This is a genomic window from Xanthomonas arboricola pv. juglandis (assembly GCF_905367715.1).
Classification (GTDB): domain Bacteria; phylum Pseudomonadota; class Gammaproteobacteria; order Xanthomonadales; family Xanthomonadaceae; genus Xanthomonas; species Xanthomonas arboricola.
Window position 1 is genome coordinate 3,085,763 of sequence record NZ_HG999362.1, and the last position, 15,845, is coordinate 3,101,607.

The window sequence follows — 15,845 nt, forward strand, 5'->3', positions numbered from 1 at the left end:
CCTCAACGGAAGGCGGCATCGGCAGCGCGACGCTCGGCGATCTCGGTTTCGAACCGGTCTCCGATCGCCAGCAGCTGCGGCTTGTTGACAATGTTCTCGCCACGCTTCTCGAAGTGGTACTCGAGGATGTGCGTCTCGACGATCGAGTCCACCGGGCAGCTTTCTTCGCAGAAGCCGCAGAAGATGCACTTGAACAGATCGATGTCGTAGCGCGTGGTGCGGCGCGAGCCGTCCTCGCGCTTGGCCGAGTCGATGGTGATTGCCAGCGCCGGGCACACCGCTTCGCACAGCTTGCAGGCGATGCAACGCTCTTCGCCGTTGGGATAGCGACGCAATGCGTGCAGGCCACGGAAACGCGGCGACTGCGGGAACTTCTCCATCGGATACAGCACTGTGTACTTGGGCTTGAACGTGTATTTCAACGTCAGCCACAGGCCGCCTAGCAGTTCGAGCAGGAGCAGGCTCTTGAAGTAATGGGTGATCTTGTTCATCAGTTACACGCCCTTCTGGATCACGCCGTAAAACACCATCAACGCCGTCACTGCGATCCACACGATCGTGAGCGGAATGAACACCTTCCAGCCCAGACGCATGATCTGGTCATAGCGGTAGCGCGGGAAGCTGGCACGGAACCAGATGTAGGCGCTGGCGAAGAAGAACACCTTCATCAGCAGCCACGGCCAACCGCCCTTCCACACCCAGTCGATCCACGGCGAGATATCCGCGTTGACCCAACCCTGGATGGGACTCAACCAGCCGCCGAGGAAGAAGATCGAGATCAGGAAGCTGACCAGGATCATGTTGGCGTATTCGGCCAGGAAGAACAGCGCGAACGCACCGCCCGAGTACTCCACCATGTGGCCGGCGACGATTTCCGATTCGCCTTCCACCACGTCGAACGGCGCGCGGTTGGTTTCGGCGACGCCGGACACCCAGTACACGATGAACAGCGGGAACAGCGGAATCAGGAACCAGTCGAAGAAGCCGGAGCTGCCCGCCTGCGCGAACACGATCTGGCTCAAATTGACGCTGCCGGAAGCGATCATCACGCCGACCAGCGCAAAGCCCATCGCGATTTCGTAGCTGACCACCTGCGCGGCCGAGCGCATCGCACCCAGGAACGCGTACTTGGAGTTGGATGCCCAGCCGGCCAGGATGATGCCGTACACGCCCAGCGAGGTCATCGCCAGCAGATACAGCAAACCGACGTTGGCGTTGGACAGCACCAGCTGCGCGTCGAACGGCACCACCGACCAGGCCGCGAAGGCCGGCGCCAGGGTCAGCAGCGGCGCGATGATGAACATCGCCTTGTGCGAGCTGCTTGGCTGCACGATCTCCTTGAACAGGAGTTTGAACACGTCGGCGAAGGCCTGGAAGATACCCATGCCCACGTACATCGGCCCGTGACGCACGTGCATCCAGCCGATCAGCTTGCGCTCCCAGACCACGTAGAAGGCCACCGACACGATCACCGGCACGGTGATCAGCAGGATCTTCAGCACGGTCCACAGCACCACGCCGCCATCGCCCAGACCGACAAACCACTGGTGCAGGGGATCGACCAGGTTCAACAGCAATTCGTTCATGCAGCCACCACCGTTACACGACCGGCACCGAGCGGCGCGGTTGCGCCATGGCCGGATTCGATCCACACCGTGCCCGGTGCGACGCGCTTGTCCAGCACTACCGGCAACGTCGCCTTACCGGCGTCGGTACCGACCTTGACCATCTGACCAGCGCCGACCTGCAACTGCGCAGCCTGCTCCGGATGCATCGCCACACACGGCGCGATGTTGAGCGGATGCGATTGCAGCGCGGCGGCGCGACGCACCACCGCATCGGTGCGATAGATCGCAGCGGTGGCGGCAACTTCCAGCCCGTCGCTGCTCGCAGCCGGCTGTGCCGAGGCGACAGGGCTGACGGAACGGTTCTGCATGCCGGCACGCAGGCCGACCAGATCGATGAATTCGAAACCGGCCAGACCCAGTTCGCCACCAAGTGCACGCAGTACGCGCCAACCTTCGCGGGCTTCGACCGGCAGGCGACCGGCGGCACGTGCGGTCTGCACGCGGCCATCCAGATTGGTCAGCGATGCGTCGATTTCCGGCAGCGCACCGATCGGCAGGATCACATCGGCCACGTCGCGCGTCGAGGCGCAGGCAAACTGGCTGAACGCGACCACCTTGGCACCCGCCAGGGCGCTGCGTGCAGCGGCGGCATCGGCGAAATCCAGACCCGGCTCGATGCCATACAGCACGTAGGCCTGGCGCGGCTGCGCCAGCATGCCGGCGACATCGCGTGCGGTCGGCAGCACACCCTGCGACACCAGACCGACCGCGTTCGCACCCTGCGGGATGCGGCACAGCGAGGCGCCGGTTGCAGTGGCAAAGTCGCGTGCAGCGGCACGCAATGCGGCAGCCTGCGGGTGGTTCTCAGCCAGTGCGCCGACCACGATCACGGCGCGCGTGGCGCCCTTGACCGCATCGCGCAACGCCACATCGTCCAGGGCACCGGCCAGCTGCGACGGCGCAACGACCGTGCGGCTTGCCTGGGTGAAGGCAAAATCGAAATCGACCGGGTTGACCGAATGGATCTTCGTCCCGTTCTGGATGCTGGCCTTGCGCAGGCGGGCATGCAGCAACGGCAGCTCGTGACGTACGTTGGTGCCGAACAGCACCACTACATCGGCGCGCTCGATCTCGGCCAGCGGCGTGGCGAACGCTTCGGCCACCGCGGCATCGGAGAAATCGCGATTGAGCAGGCGGTGATCCAGATTGCCGCTGTTCAGGCCTTCGGCCAGACGTGCGAGCAAGGCGCCCTCTTCATTGGAGGTGGACGGATGCACCAGCACACCGAGCTGATCGCCGGCGTTGTCACGCAGGATCTGCGTCGCGGCGGCCAGACCCTCAGCCCAGCTCACCTCGGTCCACTGCCCGTTGACCTTCTTCAGCGGCTTGACCGCACGGTCTTCCGCATACAGGCCCTGATGCGAATAACGATCGCGATCGGACAGCCAGCACTCGTTGACCGCCTCATTCTCGCGCGGCACGGTGCGCAGCACTTCGCCGCGACGCACGTGCAGGAACAGATTCGAGCCCATCGCATCGTGATAGCCGAGCGACTCGCGCGCCATCAGCTCCCACGGACGCGCACGGAACTGGAACACCTTGTTGGTCAGCGCGCCGACCGGGCAGACGTCGATGACGTTGCCGGAGATTTCGGTGGTCAGCGGCTTGCCGTCGTAGGTGCCGATCTGCAGGTTCTCGCCGCGATACATGCCACCCAGCTCGTAGGTGCCGGCAATGTCTGCGGTGAAACGCACGCAGCGGGTGCACTGGATGCAGCGGGTCATTTCGGTGGCAACCAGCGGACCGATGTCCTCGTCCGGCACCACGCGCTTGCGCTCGTTGAAGCGGCTGACCGAACGGCCGTAACCGAGCGACACGTCCTGCAACTCGCACTCGCCGCCCTGATCGCAGATCGGGCAGTCCAGCGGATGGTTGATCAGCAGGAATTCCATCACGCTGCGCTGGTACTTCAGCGCCTTTTCGCTACGCGTGGTGACCTTCATGCCGTCCATCACCGGCGTGGCGCAGGCGGGCGACGGCTTCGGGGATTTCTCGACGTCCACCAGGCACATGCGGCAGTTGGCCGCGATCGGCAGCTTCTCGTGGTAGCAGAAGCGCGGGATCGGGATGCCGGCCTTGTCGGCCGCCTGGATGATCATCGAACCCTTCGGCACCACCAGGGACTGGCCGTCGATCTCGACGGTGACATGGTCCGGTGGCACGTTCGGGTTCACTGGTTGGGCGCTCATGCGGCCACTCCGACGTGCGTGTCGACGATCGAACGACCGTTGACGATGTAGTACTCGAACTCGTCCCAGAACTGGCGCAGGAAGCCTTGGATCGGCCACGCCGCCGCCTCGCCGAAGGCGCAGATGGTGTGTCCTTCGATCTGGCCGGCAACGGTGCGCAGCTGATGCAGGTCTTCCATCGTGGCCTTGCCGGCAACGATGCGCTCCAGCACGCGGTGCATCCAGCCGGTGCCCTCGCGGCACGGAGTGCACTGGCCGCAGGATTCCTTGTGGAAGAACTGCGAGATGCGGCAGGCGAAGCGCACGCAGCACACGCTGTCATCCAGCACCACGATCGCACCCGACCCCAGGCCGGTGCCGAGCGCACGCAAGGTGTCGTAGTCCATCTGCAGCCCGGCGACCTGGTCGGCCTTCAGCACCGGCATCGACACGCCGCCAGGCACCACGCCCTTGAGCTTGCGGCCCGGACGCAGGCCACCGGCCATTTCCAGCAGTTCGTCGAAGGTGGTGCCGAGCGGCACTTCGAAATTGCCGCCCTTCTGCACGCAGCCGGACACCGAGAAGATCTTCGGGCCGCCGTTCTTGGTCTTGCTCAGCCCCAGGAACCATTCCGGGCCGTTGCGAATGATCGCCGGCACCGACGCATAGGTCTCGGTGTTGTTGATGGTGGTCGGCTTGCCGTACAGGCCGAAGTTGGCCGGGAACGGCGGCTTGTAGCGCGGCTGGCCCTTCTTGCCTTCCAGCGATTCCATCAGCGCGGTTTCTTCGCCGCAGATGTAGGCGCCGGCACCCAGCGCACCGTAGATATCGATATCCACGCCGCTGCCGAGGATGTTCTTGCCCAGCCAGCCGTTGGCATAGGCATCGGCCAGCGCCAGCTCGAAGTTCTCGAACGGCTCGTGGTGGAACTCGCCACGCAGGTAGTTGTAGCCCACGGTCGAGCCGGTGGCGTAGCAGGCGATCGCCATGCCCTCCACCACCGAGTGCGGGTTGTAACGCAGGATGTCGCGGTCCTTGCAGGTGCCCGGCTCGGATTCGTCCGAGTTGCACAGGATGTACTTCTGCATCGTGCCCTTGGGCATGAACGACCACTTCAGGCCGGTCGGGAAGCCCGCGCCGCCACGACCGCGCAGGTTGGACGCCTTGACCATCTCGATGACGTCGGCCGGCGCGATCTTCTCTTCGAGGATCTTGCGCAGCGCGGCATAGCCACCGGTTTTCAGATAGCTCTCGTACGACCACGGGGTGTCGTAGTGCAGCGTCGTGTAGACGACCTGATGCGGCAACGGCGCCGGACCAACCGGGCCTGAGGGTGCGTGATGATGTGCCATGTCTTACTCCAGCCCGTCCAGCAGCGCGTCGACCTTCTCTTTCGTCAGGTGCTCGTGGTAATGGCCGTTGATGACCATCATCGGCGCTGCAGAGCAGGCCGCCAGGCACTCTTCTTCGCGCTTGAGGTAGACGCGGCCATCGGCCGTCGACTGCCCCAGCTTGCAACCCAGTTTCTTCTCCGCGTGCGCCAGCAGGTCTTCGGCGCCGTTGAGCCAGCAGCTGATGTTGGTGCAGAACGCCACGTTGTGGCGGCCGACCTTCTCGGTCTCGAACATCGAGTAGAAGCTGGCGACCTCGTAGGCCCACACCGGCGGCAGGTCCAGATACTTGGCAACGCCGACAATCAGCTCGTCGGTCAGCCAGCCCTGGTTCTGCTCCTGCGCAGCGTGCAGGCCCTGCAGCACGGCCGAACGCTTGCGATCGGGCGGGAACTTGCTCAACCAGTGATCGATGTGCGCGCGCGTCTTGTCGCTCAGCACCACCTGCGGATCGACGTCGCGCGCCGCTTCGAAATTACCCGTCGCCTTCATCGGTCAACCTCACCGAAAACCAAATCGTAAGTACCGATCATCGCCACGACGTCGGCCAGCAGATAGCCACGCACCACTGCGTCCATCGACGACAGATGCGCAAAGCCCGGCGCGCGCAGATGCACGCGGAACGGCTTGTTGGCGCCATCGGACATCAGGTAGCAGCCGAACTCGCCCTTGGGCGCTTCGACCGCGCAATAGGTTTCGCCGGCCGGCACGCAGTAGCCTTCACTGAACAGCTTGAAGTGATGGATCAGCGCTTCCATGTCGTCCTTCATGCCTTCGCGGCTTGGCGGAGCGACCTTGAAATTGGTGACCATGACCGGGCCGGGGTTGGCCTTCAGCCACTTCACGCATTGCTTGATGATGCGGTTGGACTCGCGCATCTCGGCCACGCGTACCAGATAGCGGTCGTAGCAATCGCCATTGGTGCCGACCGGCACGTCGAACTCCACCGCGTCGTACTTGGCGTATGGCTGCTTCTTGCGCAGGTCCCACTCGATGCCCGAGCCACGCAGCATCGGACCGGTCATGCCCCAGGCACGCGCCAGATCCGGGCTGATGATGCCGACGTCGACGGTACGCTGCTTCCAGATACGGTTGTCGGTCAGCAGCGTCTCGTACTCGTCCACACGCGACGGGAACGTATTGGTGAAATCCTCGAGGAAGTCCAGCATCGAGCCTTCGCGCGCCGCATTGAGCTTCTTCAGTGCCCCACCCTTGTGCCAGCGGGACTCTTTGTACTTGGGCATGCGATCGGGCAGATCGCGATACACGCCGCCGGGACGGTAGTAGGCAGCGTGCATGCGCGCGCCACTGACCGCCTCGTAGACGTCCATCAATTCTTCGCGCTCGCGGAACGCGTACAGCATTACCGCCATCGCGCCCAGGTCGAGCGCGTTGGAACCGACCCACATCAGGTGGTTCTTGATGCGGGTGATCTCGTCGAACATGGTGCGGATGTAGTGCGCACGCTCGGGCACTTCGATGCCCATCAGGGACTCGATCGCGCGCACGTAGGCGTGCTCGTTGCACATCATCGACACGTAATCCAGGCGGTCCATGTAAGGAACCGACTGGTTAAACGGCTTGGATTCGGCCAGCTTCTCGGTGCCACGGTGCAGCAGGCCGATATGCGGATCGGCACGCACCACGGTCTCGCCGTCCATCTCCAGGATCAGGCGCAGCACGCCGTGCGCCGCAGGATGCTGCGGGCCGAAGTTCATCGTGTAATTGCGGATTTCCTGCTTGCTTTCGACAGGATTGCTCGCGAAGGCATCGGTTGCCTGGCGGAACTCACTCACTTGGCGGTCTCCGACTTGCCCACTTCACCAGCGGCAGTCTCATAACGGGCGTCGTCGCGGATCACGCGCGGCACACCAACGCGCGGCTCGACCGAGGTCACCGGCTCGTACACGACACGCTTGCGCTCATCGTCGTAACGCACTTCGACGTTGCCGATCAGCGGGAAATCCTTGCGGAACGGATGGCCGACAAATCCGTAGTCGGTCAGGATGCGGCGCAGGTCCGGATGGCCATCGAAAACGATGCCGAACAGGTCGAAGGCTTCGCGTTCGAACCAGTTCACGCCGGGCCAGATATCGGTCAACGATGCCACCACCGGCACCTGTTCGTCCGGTGCGTAGCAACGCACGCGCAGACGCTGGTTGTGCTGGTAGGAGATCAGCTGCGCGACCACCGCAAAACGCTGCTTGGGCATGTGCTGCGGATGGGTGCCGTCGGAACTTTCCTGACTGGGAAATTCGCCCCAGGCGAAACGACCGACGGCCTTGCCCTCGACGCCGCGACTGAAGCCCTGCGACGACACGTCGGCGGTATCCCACTCGTCGCTGCCGTAGCCCAGGTAATCGACGCCGCACAGGTCGCTGAGCTGCTCGAAACCGAGCTCGTCGCGCAGGGCCAGACAGGTGGCGTGCCAATCGGCCGCAGCGACTTCCAGCGTCACTTCGCCGCGCGGCAATGCCACGGCGATCTGCGCACCGGCGAAACGTGCCGCAAGTCGGTCAGTGAAGGAAGATGCTTGCTCTGCCATGGGGGCTTGGCTGCTCTCAGTAGAAGAAGACGGGTGTCAGCGCGCGATGGTCTGGGTACGCCAGATCTTCTTCTGCAGCTGCAGGATGCCGTATACCAGCGCCTCGGCGGTCGGCGGGCAACCGGGGACGTAGATGTCCACCGGCACGATGCGATCGCAACCGCGCACCACCGAATACGAATAGTGATAGTAGCCGCCGCCATTGGCGCAGCTGCCCATCGAGATGACCCACTTCGGGTCCGGCATCTGGTCGTAGACCTTGCGCAGCGCCGGGGCCATCTTGTTGACCAGCGTGCCGGCCACGATCATCACGTCGGACTGGCGCGGCGACGGGCGGAACACCACGCCGTAGCGGTCCAGATCCAGACGCGCGGCGCCGGCATGCATCATCTCGACCGCGCAGCAGGCCAGGCCGAAGGTCATCGGCCACATCGAGCCGGTGCGCGCCCAGTTCAGCAGCGCATCGACGCTGGTGGTCACGTAGCCCTTCTCGAGCAGCGGGTTTTCGCCTTCCGGGCGCAGGATGTCTTCCACCCGGCCTTCCGGCATCGGGTTGGTCATCAGACGATCCAGGGTCTGAATCACTCCCATTCCAGCGCTCCCTTCTTCCACACGTAGATAAAGCCGAGGAACAACATGCCGACGAACAGACCCATGGTGACCAACGAACGTGCGCCGATCTCCATGAACACCTGCGTCCACGGCACGATGAAGATGATTTCCAGATCGAACACGATGAACTGGATCGCGATCAGGTAGTAGCGCACGTCGAACTTCATGCGCGCGTCTTCGAAGGCTTCGAAGCCACACTCGTAAGGCGAGAGCTTGCGCGGGTCCGGACTACGCGGACCGAGGAATCGACCGACCAGCATCAGCACGATGCCGATACCGGTGGCGACGATCAGAAACAGCAGACTCGGCAAATATTCGGCCAGCACAGCGATTCTCTCTTGCCTCTGCCCGCACGCGCCGCGTGCCGGCATGGGGTATAGGCAGACCCCGCGCGCGACCAGCGATGCGCAGGAACTGCAGCCAAACAATGGTGCCCAAGAGGGGACTCGAACCCCTACGACCTAAGTCGCTACCACCTCAAGGTAGTGCGTCTACCAATTCCGCCACCTGGGCATACGTTACGCCGCTGGGCATCCCAGTGCGCAGCGTATTGTAACCGGCTTCAGCGTTTTTGTGCTGGTTCTGAAGCGTTTTCTTCGCGTGCCGCGGGCACCTGCTGTGCCGGTGCGGACTGCGCCGGCGTTGCAGCCGGAGTTGCGGCAGGCACTGGCTGCGAAGGAGCGGTCGGGACTGCGCCGGCGGCCGGCGCCTGCGGCAACGGCTGAGTCAGCTCGCCCGCGGCGGCAGGCGCCGGGGTGGCCGACTGCGACATCACGCCCAGGTTCTGGTCGGTCGGACGTGCGCCGTGGGTGGCGTACCACGCCATGAACAGGCTGATGCTGAAGAACACCACCGCCAGCCACTTGGTCGACTTGGACAGGAAGTTCGACGCGCCCTGCGAGCCGAACACGGTGCCCGACGCGCCGGCGCCGAAGCCGGAACCGGCTGCCGCACCTGCACCACGCTGCATCAGGATCAGCGCAATCATCGCCAGCGCGACCAGCACGTAGACCACATTGAGGATCAACATCAGCATTTCGAAATCCGTCCCCGGACAAAACTTAATGGGTTAACAAGCGGCCGCCGCACGCGCGATGGCCAGGAAATCCTCGGCGACCAGCGAGGCGCCTCCGACCAGCCCGCCATCGACATCGGGCTGGGCAAACAGCTCGCTGGCGTTATCGGGCTTGACACTGCCCCCGTACAGGATGGGCAGAGAATCGGCGATTCTAGCATCCGCCTTCGCGACTTCGCCACGCAGGAACGCGTGCACCGCCTGCGCCTGCTCCGGGCTGGCGGTGCGGCCGGTGCCAATGGCCCAGATCGGCTCGTAAGCGAGCACGGCGCGGGCGAAGCCCGCGCTGCCCACCAGCGCCAGCACCGGCTCGAGCTGGGCGCGCAGCACCGCCTCGGTCTGGTCGGCCTCGCGCTGCTCCAGCGACTCGCCCACACACAGCACCGGGATCAGGCCGGCATGCATGGCGGCGGCGAATTTATGCGCCACCAGCTCGCTGCTCTCACGATGGTACTGGCGCCGTTCGGAGTGGCCGACCAGCCCGTACTCGGCGCCGACATCGACCAGCATCGTGGCCGAGACTTCCCCGGTGTAGGCGCCCTTCTCGTTACTGCTGACGTCCTGGGCACCGAAACACAGATGGTGTTCCTCGAAATCCTCAATCAGGTCACCCAGGTAAGGCAGTGGCGGCAGGATGACGACATCGACACCCTTCAGGGGCATGTGTGCGGCGATCTGGGCCACCAGTTCGGTGGCGAAGGCGCGGCTGCCATGCAGCTTCCAATTTCCGGCAACGATCTTTCGACGCATCAGGCGCAGGTTCCTGAGTGGAAGACAGGCGACAGAATAGCCCATGCCCTGTCGGCAGCCGGCACACTTCTGTCCGTTGCCTGTCCTCCCCCTCCTCCACCAGGAACCTGCCATGTCCGTTTCGCCTGTCTTCGCGCTGGTCACCGGCGCCTCCAGCGGCATCGGCCGCGAGATTGCGCGTGCCTATGCAAGGCGTGGCGTGCCGCTGATCCTGACCGCGCGCCGGGTCGACCGGCTGCAGGCGCTGGCCGAAGAGTTGCGGCCCTTGGTGCGGGTGGAAGTGGTGCCGGCCGATCTGGGCGATCCCGCCGCGGTCGAAGCATTGGTTGCACAGATCCAGCGCAATGGCTGGACGGTAGGCACCCTGGTCAACAACGCCGGCTACGGCGTGCCGGGCCGCTATCTGCACAACGACTGGGCCACGCATGCACGCTTTCTGCAGGTGATGGTGGGCGCGGTGTGCGAACTGACCTGGCGGCTCTTGCCGATGATTCGCGCCAGCGGCCAGGGCCGCATCCTCAATGTGGCCTCGTTCGCCGCACTGACGCCGAGTGCCGACGGGCAGACGCTGTACGCAGCCAGCAAGAGCTTCCTGCTGCGCTTCAGCGAATCGCTGGCACTGGAGAACGCAGACTGCGCGGTCAAGGTCTGCGCGCTGTGTCCCGGCTTTGCCTGGTCGGAGTTCCATGATGTCACCGGCACCCGCGCGGCAATGTCCACCCTGCCCCGCTGGGCGTGGCTGCAGGCCGACGACGTGGCCGAGTACGGCATTGCCGCGCTGGAACGCGGCCAGGTACTGGCGGTGCCGGGCTGGCGCTATCGTCTGGTCAATGCGGCCTTGCGCGTGGTGCCGCATGCGCTCGCACTGCGCCTGATGGCGCGCGGATCGCAGCGGGTGCGTCCGTTGCAGTGAGAGGCGGCGGCGCATCGGCTGCCTGCAGCGTCTTGCCTGCGCAGCCACACACCCGTGACTGCGCGGCGTTTGCAGCAGCCAGCTTGTCCGTTGCCATGGTCACCACCGGTACCGGCCGCGGCCTCCCTCCTGTCTGCAGCGCAGGGCGACTGGCAATACGTCGCGAGCGGACGTCGGATGCTATGAACGGCCCCGCCCAGAGCCGCAGTCCGTGGCTGGAAACATGCTGTCACGAGGAGCGACCAGGCGCGCCCATCGCTGCGCGCGGCAGCGGTGCGACACCCTCAGTGATTGACGATTTCGCCATGCATGGCCGCCAACCGCGCCAGCAGACGGTTCTGCGTGCGGCGCGGAATCTTGCGCTGATCCATCGCCCAGTTCAGATCCTCCACCAGCGCATTGAAGTCGCCTTCGCGAATGGCCAGGTGCGCGTGCGCCTGCTGCATCGACTTGGCGGTATCCGGGCACGGGCCGTCGGCGACATGGCAGAACTTCTGCACCAAGCGCTCATTGAGCATCACGATGTTGACGCGCGCGAACTTGTCGACGATGCGTTGGTCGTCGGCGATGCGCGACAGCATGGTCTCTACAAGCGCTTCGATGCCGGCCTGCCCGCCGAGTTCGTCATAGAGCGTGGGGCGCGGTTGCGTGGTGGCGCAGGCACTCATCAGCGCCAGCATGCATAGCAAGGGCCAGCGCAGCCGTCGATTCATCAGAACGCCACCTGCAGGGAGAGATAGGGACCGCGCTGGTCGGTGAGCGTGGCGATGTCGCCAAGCTCGGCCCAGGCCGCGGTCAGGGACACATGCTTGCTGGGAAACCAGGCCACGAATGCATCCGCCCAGGCCTGTTCGCGGGCGAAGCCGAGGTTGTCGGGCTTGTCGCGGTATTCCACGCCGACCACCCACGCCGGCGACAGCACGACGGCGGCGCTGGCTTCGCCGACCAGCCGATAGGCGTTGCGACGATCGCCGCCGAAACCAAGCAAGCCGGTCTGATTGGCGCGGGTCGCGCGCAGCGTGCCGTTGAGCAGCAGTTGATAGCCGCCCGCGGCCTGCAGAAATAACCGGCTGGCACTGACATACACATCGGTGCCGTGATCGTCGCGCGCGCCGATCGCCAGCGGCAGCGTGCCATTGCGCAGGCGTTTGTACTGCACGCCCACGCTGACCTGCGGCGCATGTCCGTAGACCAGATCGCCGTGGACCCGCAGCTTGGCGCTGAACACGTCCTGGCCAAGCGCATTCCATGGCAGGCCCAGCCGGTCCTGCAGGGTGCCCAGATCCAGCCGTTGCCGCGCCAGCGAAAGTTCCAGCCGGTTGCCGACCGTCAGCGCGGCACCTTGCACGTCGAGCCGGTAATCGCCGCTGTCCACATGCGTGGCAAACAGCACGCTGCCGAGTTCGTCGCGGGTGCCGTAGCCCGACAGCGTGGCCCACGGCACGATGCCGCCGCCGCTGCTGCCTTCGATCATCGACACGCCACCGGTGGCGAGCAGACGCCCGTCGCCGGCGACCGCCGACGCGGGCGCGCTGGCCAGCCCGGCCAGCGCCACCGACAGCAGCGCGCCCCGCCATTTGCTCATCGATGCACTCCTGCCTGCACCGCCGGCGCCAGATCGAGTTGTCGCATGCACCAGGCGACCAGCGGCACTTCTTCCAGTGGCGGCGAATACAGATAGCCCTGCACCATGTCGCAGCCGTAACCGCGCAGCAGCCCCAGCGCGATGGCGTTCTCCACGCCTTCGGCGATCACGCTCAAGCCCAGGTTGTGCCCCAGATCGATGGTGCTGCGCACGATGAACGCATCGTCGGTACCCTCGGCCAGCTGCATGACGAAGCTCTTGTCGATCTTCAATTCGTTCACCGGCATGCGCTTGAGCTGCGCCAACGAGGAATAGCCGGTGCCGAAGTCGTCGATGGACAGGCGCACGCCGACGCTGCGCAGCTGATGCAGCATGTGCAGCGCCGATTCGACATCGCGCATCAGCGCGCTTTCGGTCAGTTCCAGCGTCACCGACTGCGCCGGCACCGCGTGATGTTCCAGACGGCCACGCACGTAATCGGGCAGGCCGGGGTCGGACAGATCCAGTGCGGAGAGATTGATCGCCATGCCCAGTTCCAGCCCCTGCCTGCGCCATTGCGCCTGGCAGCGCAGCGCCTCCTCCAGCACGAAGCGGGTCAACGGATGGATCACGCCGGAGTGCTCGGCCAGCGGAATGAATTCATCCGGGCCGATCGCCCCGAGCACCGGATGCTGCCAGCGCACCAGCACCTCGACCTGTTCGACGCGATCGTTGCGCAGGCAGATCTTGGGCTGGAAGCGCAAGGTCAGCTCGTTGCCGCCGATGGCCTGGCGCAGATCGCCGGTCAGGCGCAGCCGGCGCAGATGCTGCTCGTCCTGGCCCAGGCGATACACGCTGGCGCCGACGGTGGTGACGTTGCCGCCCTGGCGCCGTGCGATGTCCGCGCGCCGCAACAAGGTATCCGGATCGGCGCCGTGTTCGGGAATCAGGGCGATGCCGATGCTGGCTTCCAGCTGGATGCGCGCCTGCGGCAGCGCCAGCGGGCGGCGCAACTGCAGCAGCAAGCGCTGTGCATCCTGCTGCACGGTGGTGACATCGGTCTGCGCCACCACCACCATGAATTCGTCGCTGCCCAGCCGCCCGACGAGATTGGGTTCCTGCACCACATCGGCAAGGCGGCGGCCTGCTTCGACCAGGACCTGGTCGGCGAAATCGTGGCCCAGGCTGTCGTTGAGTTCCTTGAAACGTTCCAGATCCAGGATCAGCACTGCGGCCGTGCCGCCGGAGGCCACGGTCTGCTCCACCACGTCCTTCAACCGCTCCAGCAACCAGATGCGATTGGGCAGACCGGTCAGGGCATCGTGGCGCGCCTGATGCAGGATGTGCTGCTCGCGACTGGCGATCTGCTGCTGCATGCGCCCGAAGCTGTCGGCCAACTCGGCCAGTTCCCGCCCCGAGGGCACCTCGACCGCAGTGTGGTAGTCGCCGCGCTGGATGCGCCGCGCTGCCTGCACCAGCTGCGCGACCGGCCTGCTGACGCTGCGCGCCAGGAAGATCGCCACACCCAGCGCCGCAGCCGTGGCCAGGCCCGCCAGCAGCAGGATGCGCAATTTGAGCACACGATAAGGCGCCACCGCGCGATCCAGCGAGGCCTGCAGCGCGACCCGCACATGGCTGTCGCCCTGGATCGACTGCAGTTTGACCAGGTAACGCGACTCGGCCAGCGTCAACGCGACCGCCGCGCCCTGTGCGCGTTCGGCGGTCGGCAACTGCTGCGCAAACTCGGCGCGCGCGGCCGGCTCCAGCGTGGACGCCAGCACACGCACCGGCGGACCATCGGTGAAGAAGGTCGCATCCAGCCCGGTGGTGGAACGGAAATCCTGCGCGAGACCGTCGCCGGATTCGTTGCCGATCGCGATCCAGCCCACCCGGCTCGGTGCCAGTACCTGCACCACCGCCAGCCGCACGATGCGTCGGTCCAGTGCGACCACGCCCACCGCACGCCCATCGCGCTGCGCCTGCTGCAGCAGGGTCTGCACTGCGCGCAGCTGTTCGGCTTGCGGCAGATCGGCAAGCCCGGTCAAAAATTCGCCATCCGGCGCCAGCAGCAGTGCGGTCTGCGCCGACATGCGCGCAGCGTGGTTGCGCAATGCCGATTGCATGGTCGGCACATCGCCGCTGGCCACGGCCGCGCGGAAACCGAAATCGTCGGCCAGCACCGAGGCCGACTGCAGTAGTTGTTCGTCGCGGCGCAGATTGATGCGTTGCCAGACGCGCTCGCCGATCTGCAGCTCTTCGCCGAGCTGCGCCTTGACGCTGCGCTCGGTGGCGACCTGCACCGCGATGAAGGTCAACCCCTGCGTGGCGAGCACGACCAGCACCAGAAACGCCGCGATGCGGGTATGCAGGCGCATGGCCTTCATGGCTTGGGCTTCTGCGGGTCGGCGCGGCGGAACTTGTCCTGCAGCGCGCGCACCCGCGCATCCGGTGGCGCCACCGCCGGTGCGGGACCGCTGGTCTGCAAGGTCACGCGCCGTTGCACCGCCTCGCGCGCAAGCGCCACTGGCTCGGCGAGCGCGGTGCCCTTGATGCGCGGATGCCAGACCCGCAAGGTGTAGTTGCCTGCCGGCGCATCCAGCTGCACGCGACCGTCGCTGCCGGTCTTGCCGAAATACGGCGTGTCCACCACCACGATATAGCCCAGCATCCAGTCGTGGATATTGCAGCCCACCGTCACCAGCCCAGCCTGGTCGAAGCGCACCGGCGCGGCAGTACTGCCCTGGAACAGCGGCAACTCAAAACGCTTTGCGGCAGAGAACGAATAGACCTGATGGCGAATCTGGTCGTTGTTGGGAAACCGCACCAGGGTGCCGGTACGCACCGCCAGCACCGCAGGCACGAACTGCGAGTTGATCTGGTCCATCTCGACGGTTCTGGGCGTCCCGCCGGCGGCCACCGGACGTGCCGGCTCCAGACTCACTACCGCATCGACCAACATGCCGTTGGCATCGACAACGGTGACGCTGAGCGGCGTCGCCAACGCACAGCTTGCGGCGCAGTACGCCAGCAACCCCGCAACCGGGCCGATCCGTTTGAACCACTGCGTCCGCATGCGCCCCCCAAGCCTAGTGCAATCGGCAGCGCACGCCAGGCGAATCCGACGTCGCGCTAGCGATCAGACTGGGTTATCGGCTGAGGTGAATGCAAGCTTTAACCGGCCGCCAGCGGAATTTTATGA

Annotated in this window: 16 protein-coding genes and 1 tRNA gene; 1 reads left to right on the forward strand and 16 read right to left on the reverse strand. The window is 65.2% G+C overall.

Annotated features, from left to right (window positions below; all coding sequences use genetic code 11):
• Positions 1-2: 2 nt before the first annotated feature.
• The 12 genes from nuoI to tpiA all read right to left on the reverse strand — a co-directional run bounded on the left by nuoI (position 3) and on the right by tpiA (position 10,169).
• Positions 3-491 (reverse strand): NADH-quinone oxidoreductase subunit NuoI, encoded by a 489-nt coding sequence (gene nuoI, locus KHN93_RS13465; RefSeq protein WP_002810206.1) that lies wholly within the window; start codon positions 489-491, stop codon positions 3-5.
• A gap of 3 nt (positions 492-494) precedes the next feature.
• On the reverse strand, positions 495-1,586 hold the full coding sequence (nuoH, locus tag KHN93_RS13470) for an NADH-quinone oxidoreductase subunit NuoH (RefSeq protein WP_024937976.1): 1,092 nt from the start codon (positions 1,584-1,586) through the stop codon (positions 495-497).
• A complete protein-coding gene (gene nuoG, locus KHN93_RS13475) occupies positions 1,583-3,817 on the reverse strand; it encodes an NADH-quinone oxidoreductase subunit NuoG (protein ID WP_104559456.1) in 2,235 nt (744 codons plus the stop codon). The genes nuoH and nuoG overlap by 4 nt, the downstream gene beginning before the upstream one ends.
• Complete coding sequence (gene nuoF, locus KHN93_RS13480) at positions 3,814-5,148, reverse strand: NADH-quinone oxidoreductase subunit NuoF (RefSeq protein WP_024937978.1); 1,335 nt, start codon at positions 5,146-5,148, stop codon at positions 3,814-3,816. Before nuoF ends, nuoG begins: the two co-directional genes overlap by 4 nt.
• Positions 5,149-5,151: 3 nt before the next feature.
• Entirely contained in the window at positions 5,152-5,679 is a 528-nt protein-coding gene (nuoE, locus tag KHN93_RS13485; protein WP_016902996.1) for an NADH-quinone oxidoreductase subunit NuoE, read from the reverse strand.
• A complete protein-coding gene (locus KHN93_RS13490; protein ID WP_016902995.1) occupies positions 5,676-6,983 on the reverse strand; it encodes an NADH-quinone oxidoreductase subunit D in 1,308 nt (435 codons plus the stop codon). Before KHN93_RS13490 ends, nuoE begins: the two co-directional genes overlap by 4 nt.
• Positions 6,980-7,732, reverse strand: coding sequence for an NADH-quinone oxidoreductase subunit C (locus KHN93_RS13495; protein ID WP_104559455.1), 753 nt, complete (start codon positions 7,730-7,732; stop codon positions 6,980-6,982). The genes KHN93_RS13490 and KHN93_RS13495 overlap by 4 nt, the downstream gene beginning before the upstream one ends.
• A gap of 36 nt (positions 7,733-7,768) precedes the next feature.
• Complete coding sequence (locus tag KHN93_RS13500) at positions 7,769-8,323, reverse strand: NuoB/complex I 20 kDa subunit family protein (protein WP_016944318.1); 555 nt, start codon at positions 8,321-8,323, stop codon at positions 7,769-7,771.
• Positions 8,314-8,670: an NADH-quinone oxidoreductase subunit A gene (locus tag KHN93_RS13505; protein WP_003485539.1), complete on the reverse strand. Its 357-nt coding sequence runs from the start codon at positions 8,668-8,670 to the stop codon at positions 8,314-8,316. The genes KHN93_RS13500 and KHN93_RS13505 overlap by 10 nt, the downstream gene beginning before the upstream one ends.
• A gap of 102 nt (positions 8,671-8,772) precedes the next feature.
• Positions 8,773-8,857: transfer RNA gene (locus KHN93_RS13510), tRNA-Leu, on the reverse strand.
• 49 nt (positions 8,858-8,906) lie between these two features.
• Positions 8,907-9,380: a preprotein translocase subunit SecG gene (gene secG / locus KHN93_RS13515; protein ID WP_024937981.1), complete on the reverse strand. Its 474-nt coding sequence runs from the start codon at positions 9,378-9,380 to the stop codon at positions 8,907-8,909.
• 33 nt (positions 9,381-9,413) lie between these two features.
• Positions 9,414-10,169 (reverse strand): triose-phosphate isomerase, encoded by a 756-nt coding sequence (tpiA, locus tag KHN93_RS13520; protein WP_212579647.1) that lies wholly within the window; start codon positions 10,167-10,169, stop codon positions 9,414-9,416.
• Between the two features lie 112 nt (positions 10,170-10,281).
• Between tpiA and KHN93_RS13525 the strand changes: the two genes are divergently transcribed.
• Complete coding sequence (locus KHN93_RS13525) at positions 10,282-11,082, forward strand: SDR family NAD(P)-dependent oxidoreductase (protein WP_102251725.1); 801 nt, start codon at positions 10,282-10,284, stop codon at positions 11,080-11,082.
• 284 nt (positions 11,083-11,366) lie between these two features.
• On the opposite strand, the gene KHN93_RS13530 is transcribed toward KHN93_RS13525, so the two are convergent.
• Genes KHN93_RS13530 through KHN93_RS13545 form a run of 4 tightly spaced genes read right to left on the reverse strand, consistent with a single transcriptional unit; the run spans position 11,367 to position 15,719 of the window.
• Positions 11,367-11,795: a group I truncated hemoglobin gene (locus KHN93_RS13530; RefSeq protein ID WP_016902989.1), complete on the reverse strand. Its 429-nt coding sequence runs from the start codon at positions 11,793-11,795 to the stop codon at positions 11,367-11,369.
• Entirely contained in the window at positions 11,795-12,667 is an 873-nt protein-coding gene (locus KHN93_RS13535) for a DUF3034 family protein (RefSeq protein WP_181141808.1), read from the reverse strand. The genes KHN93_RS13530 and KHN93_RS13535 overlap by 1 nt, the downstream gene beginning before the upstream one ends.
• Entirely contained in the window at positions 12,664-15,030 is a 2,367-nt protein-coding gene (locus KHN93_RS13540; protein WP_104559453.1) for a putative bifunctional diguanylate cyclase/phosphodiesterase, read from the reverse strand. The genes KHN93_RS13535 and KHN93_RS13540 overlap by 4 nt, the downstream gene beginning before the upstream one ends.
• A complete protein-coding gene (locus KHN93_RS13545; RefSeq protein ID WP_104559452.1) occupies positions 15,027-15,719 on the reverse strand; it encodes a methylamine utilization protein in 693 nt (230 codons plus the stop codon). The genes KHN93_RS13540 and KHN93_RS13545 overlap by 4 nt, the downstream gene beginning before the upstream one ends.
• Between the last annotated feature and the right edge of the window lie 126 nt (positions 15,720-15,845).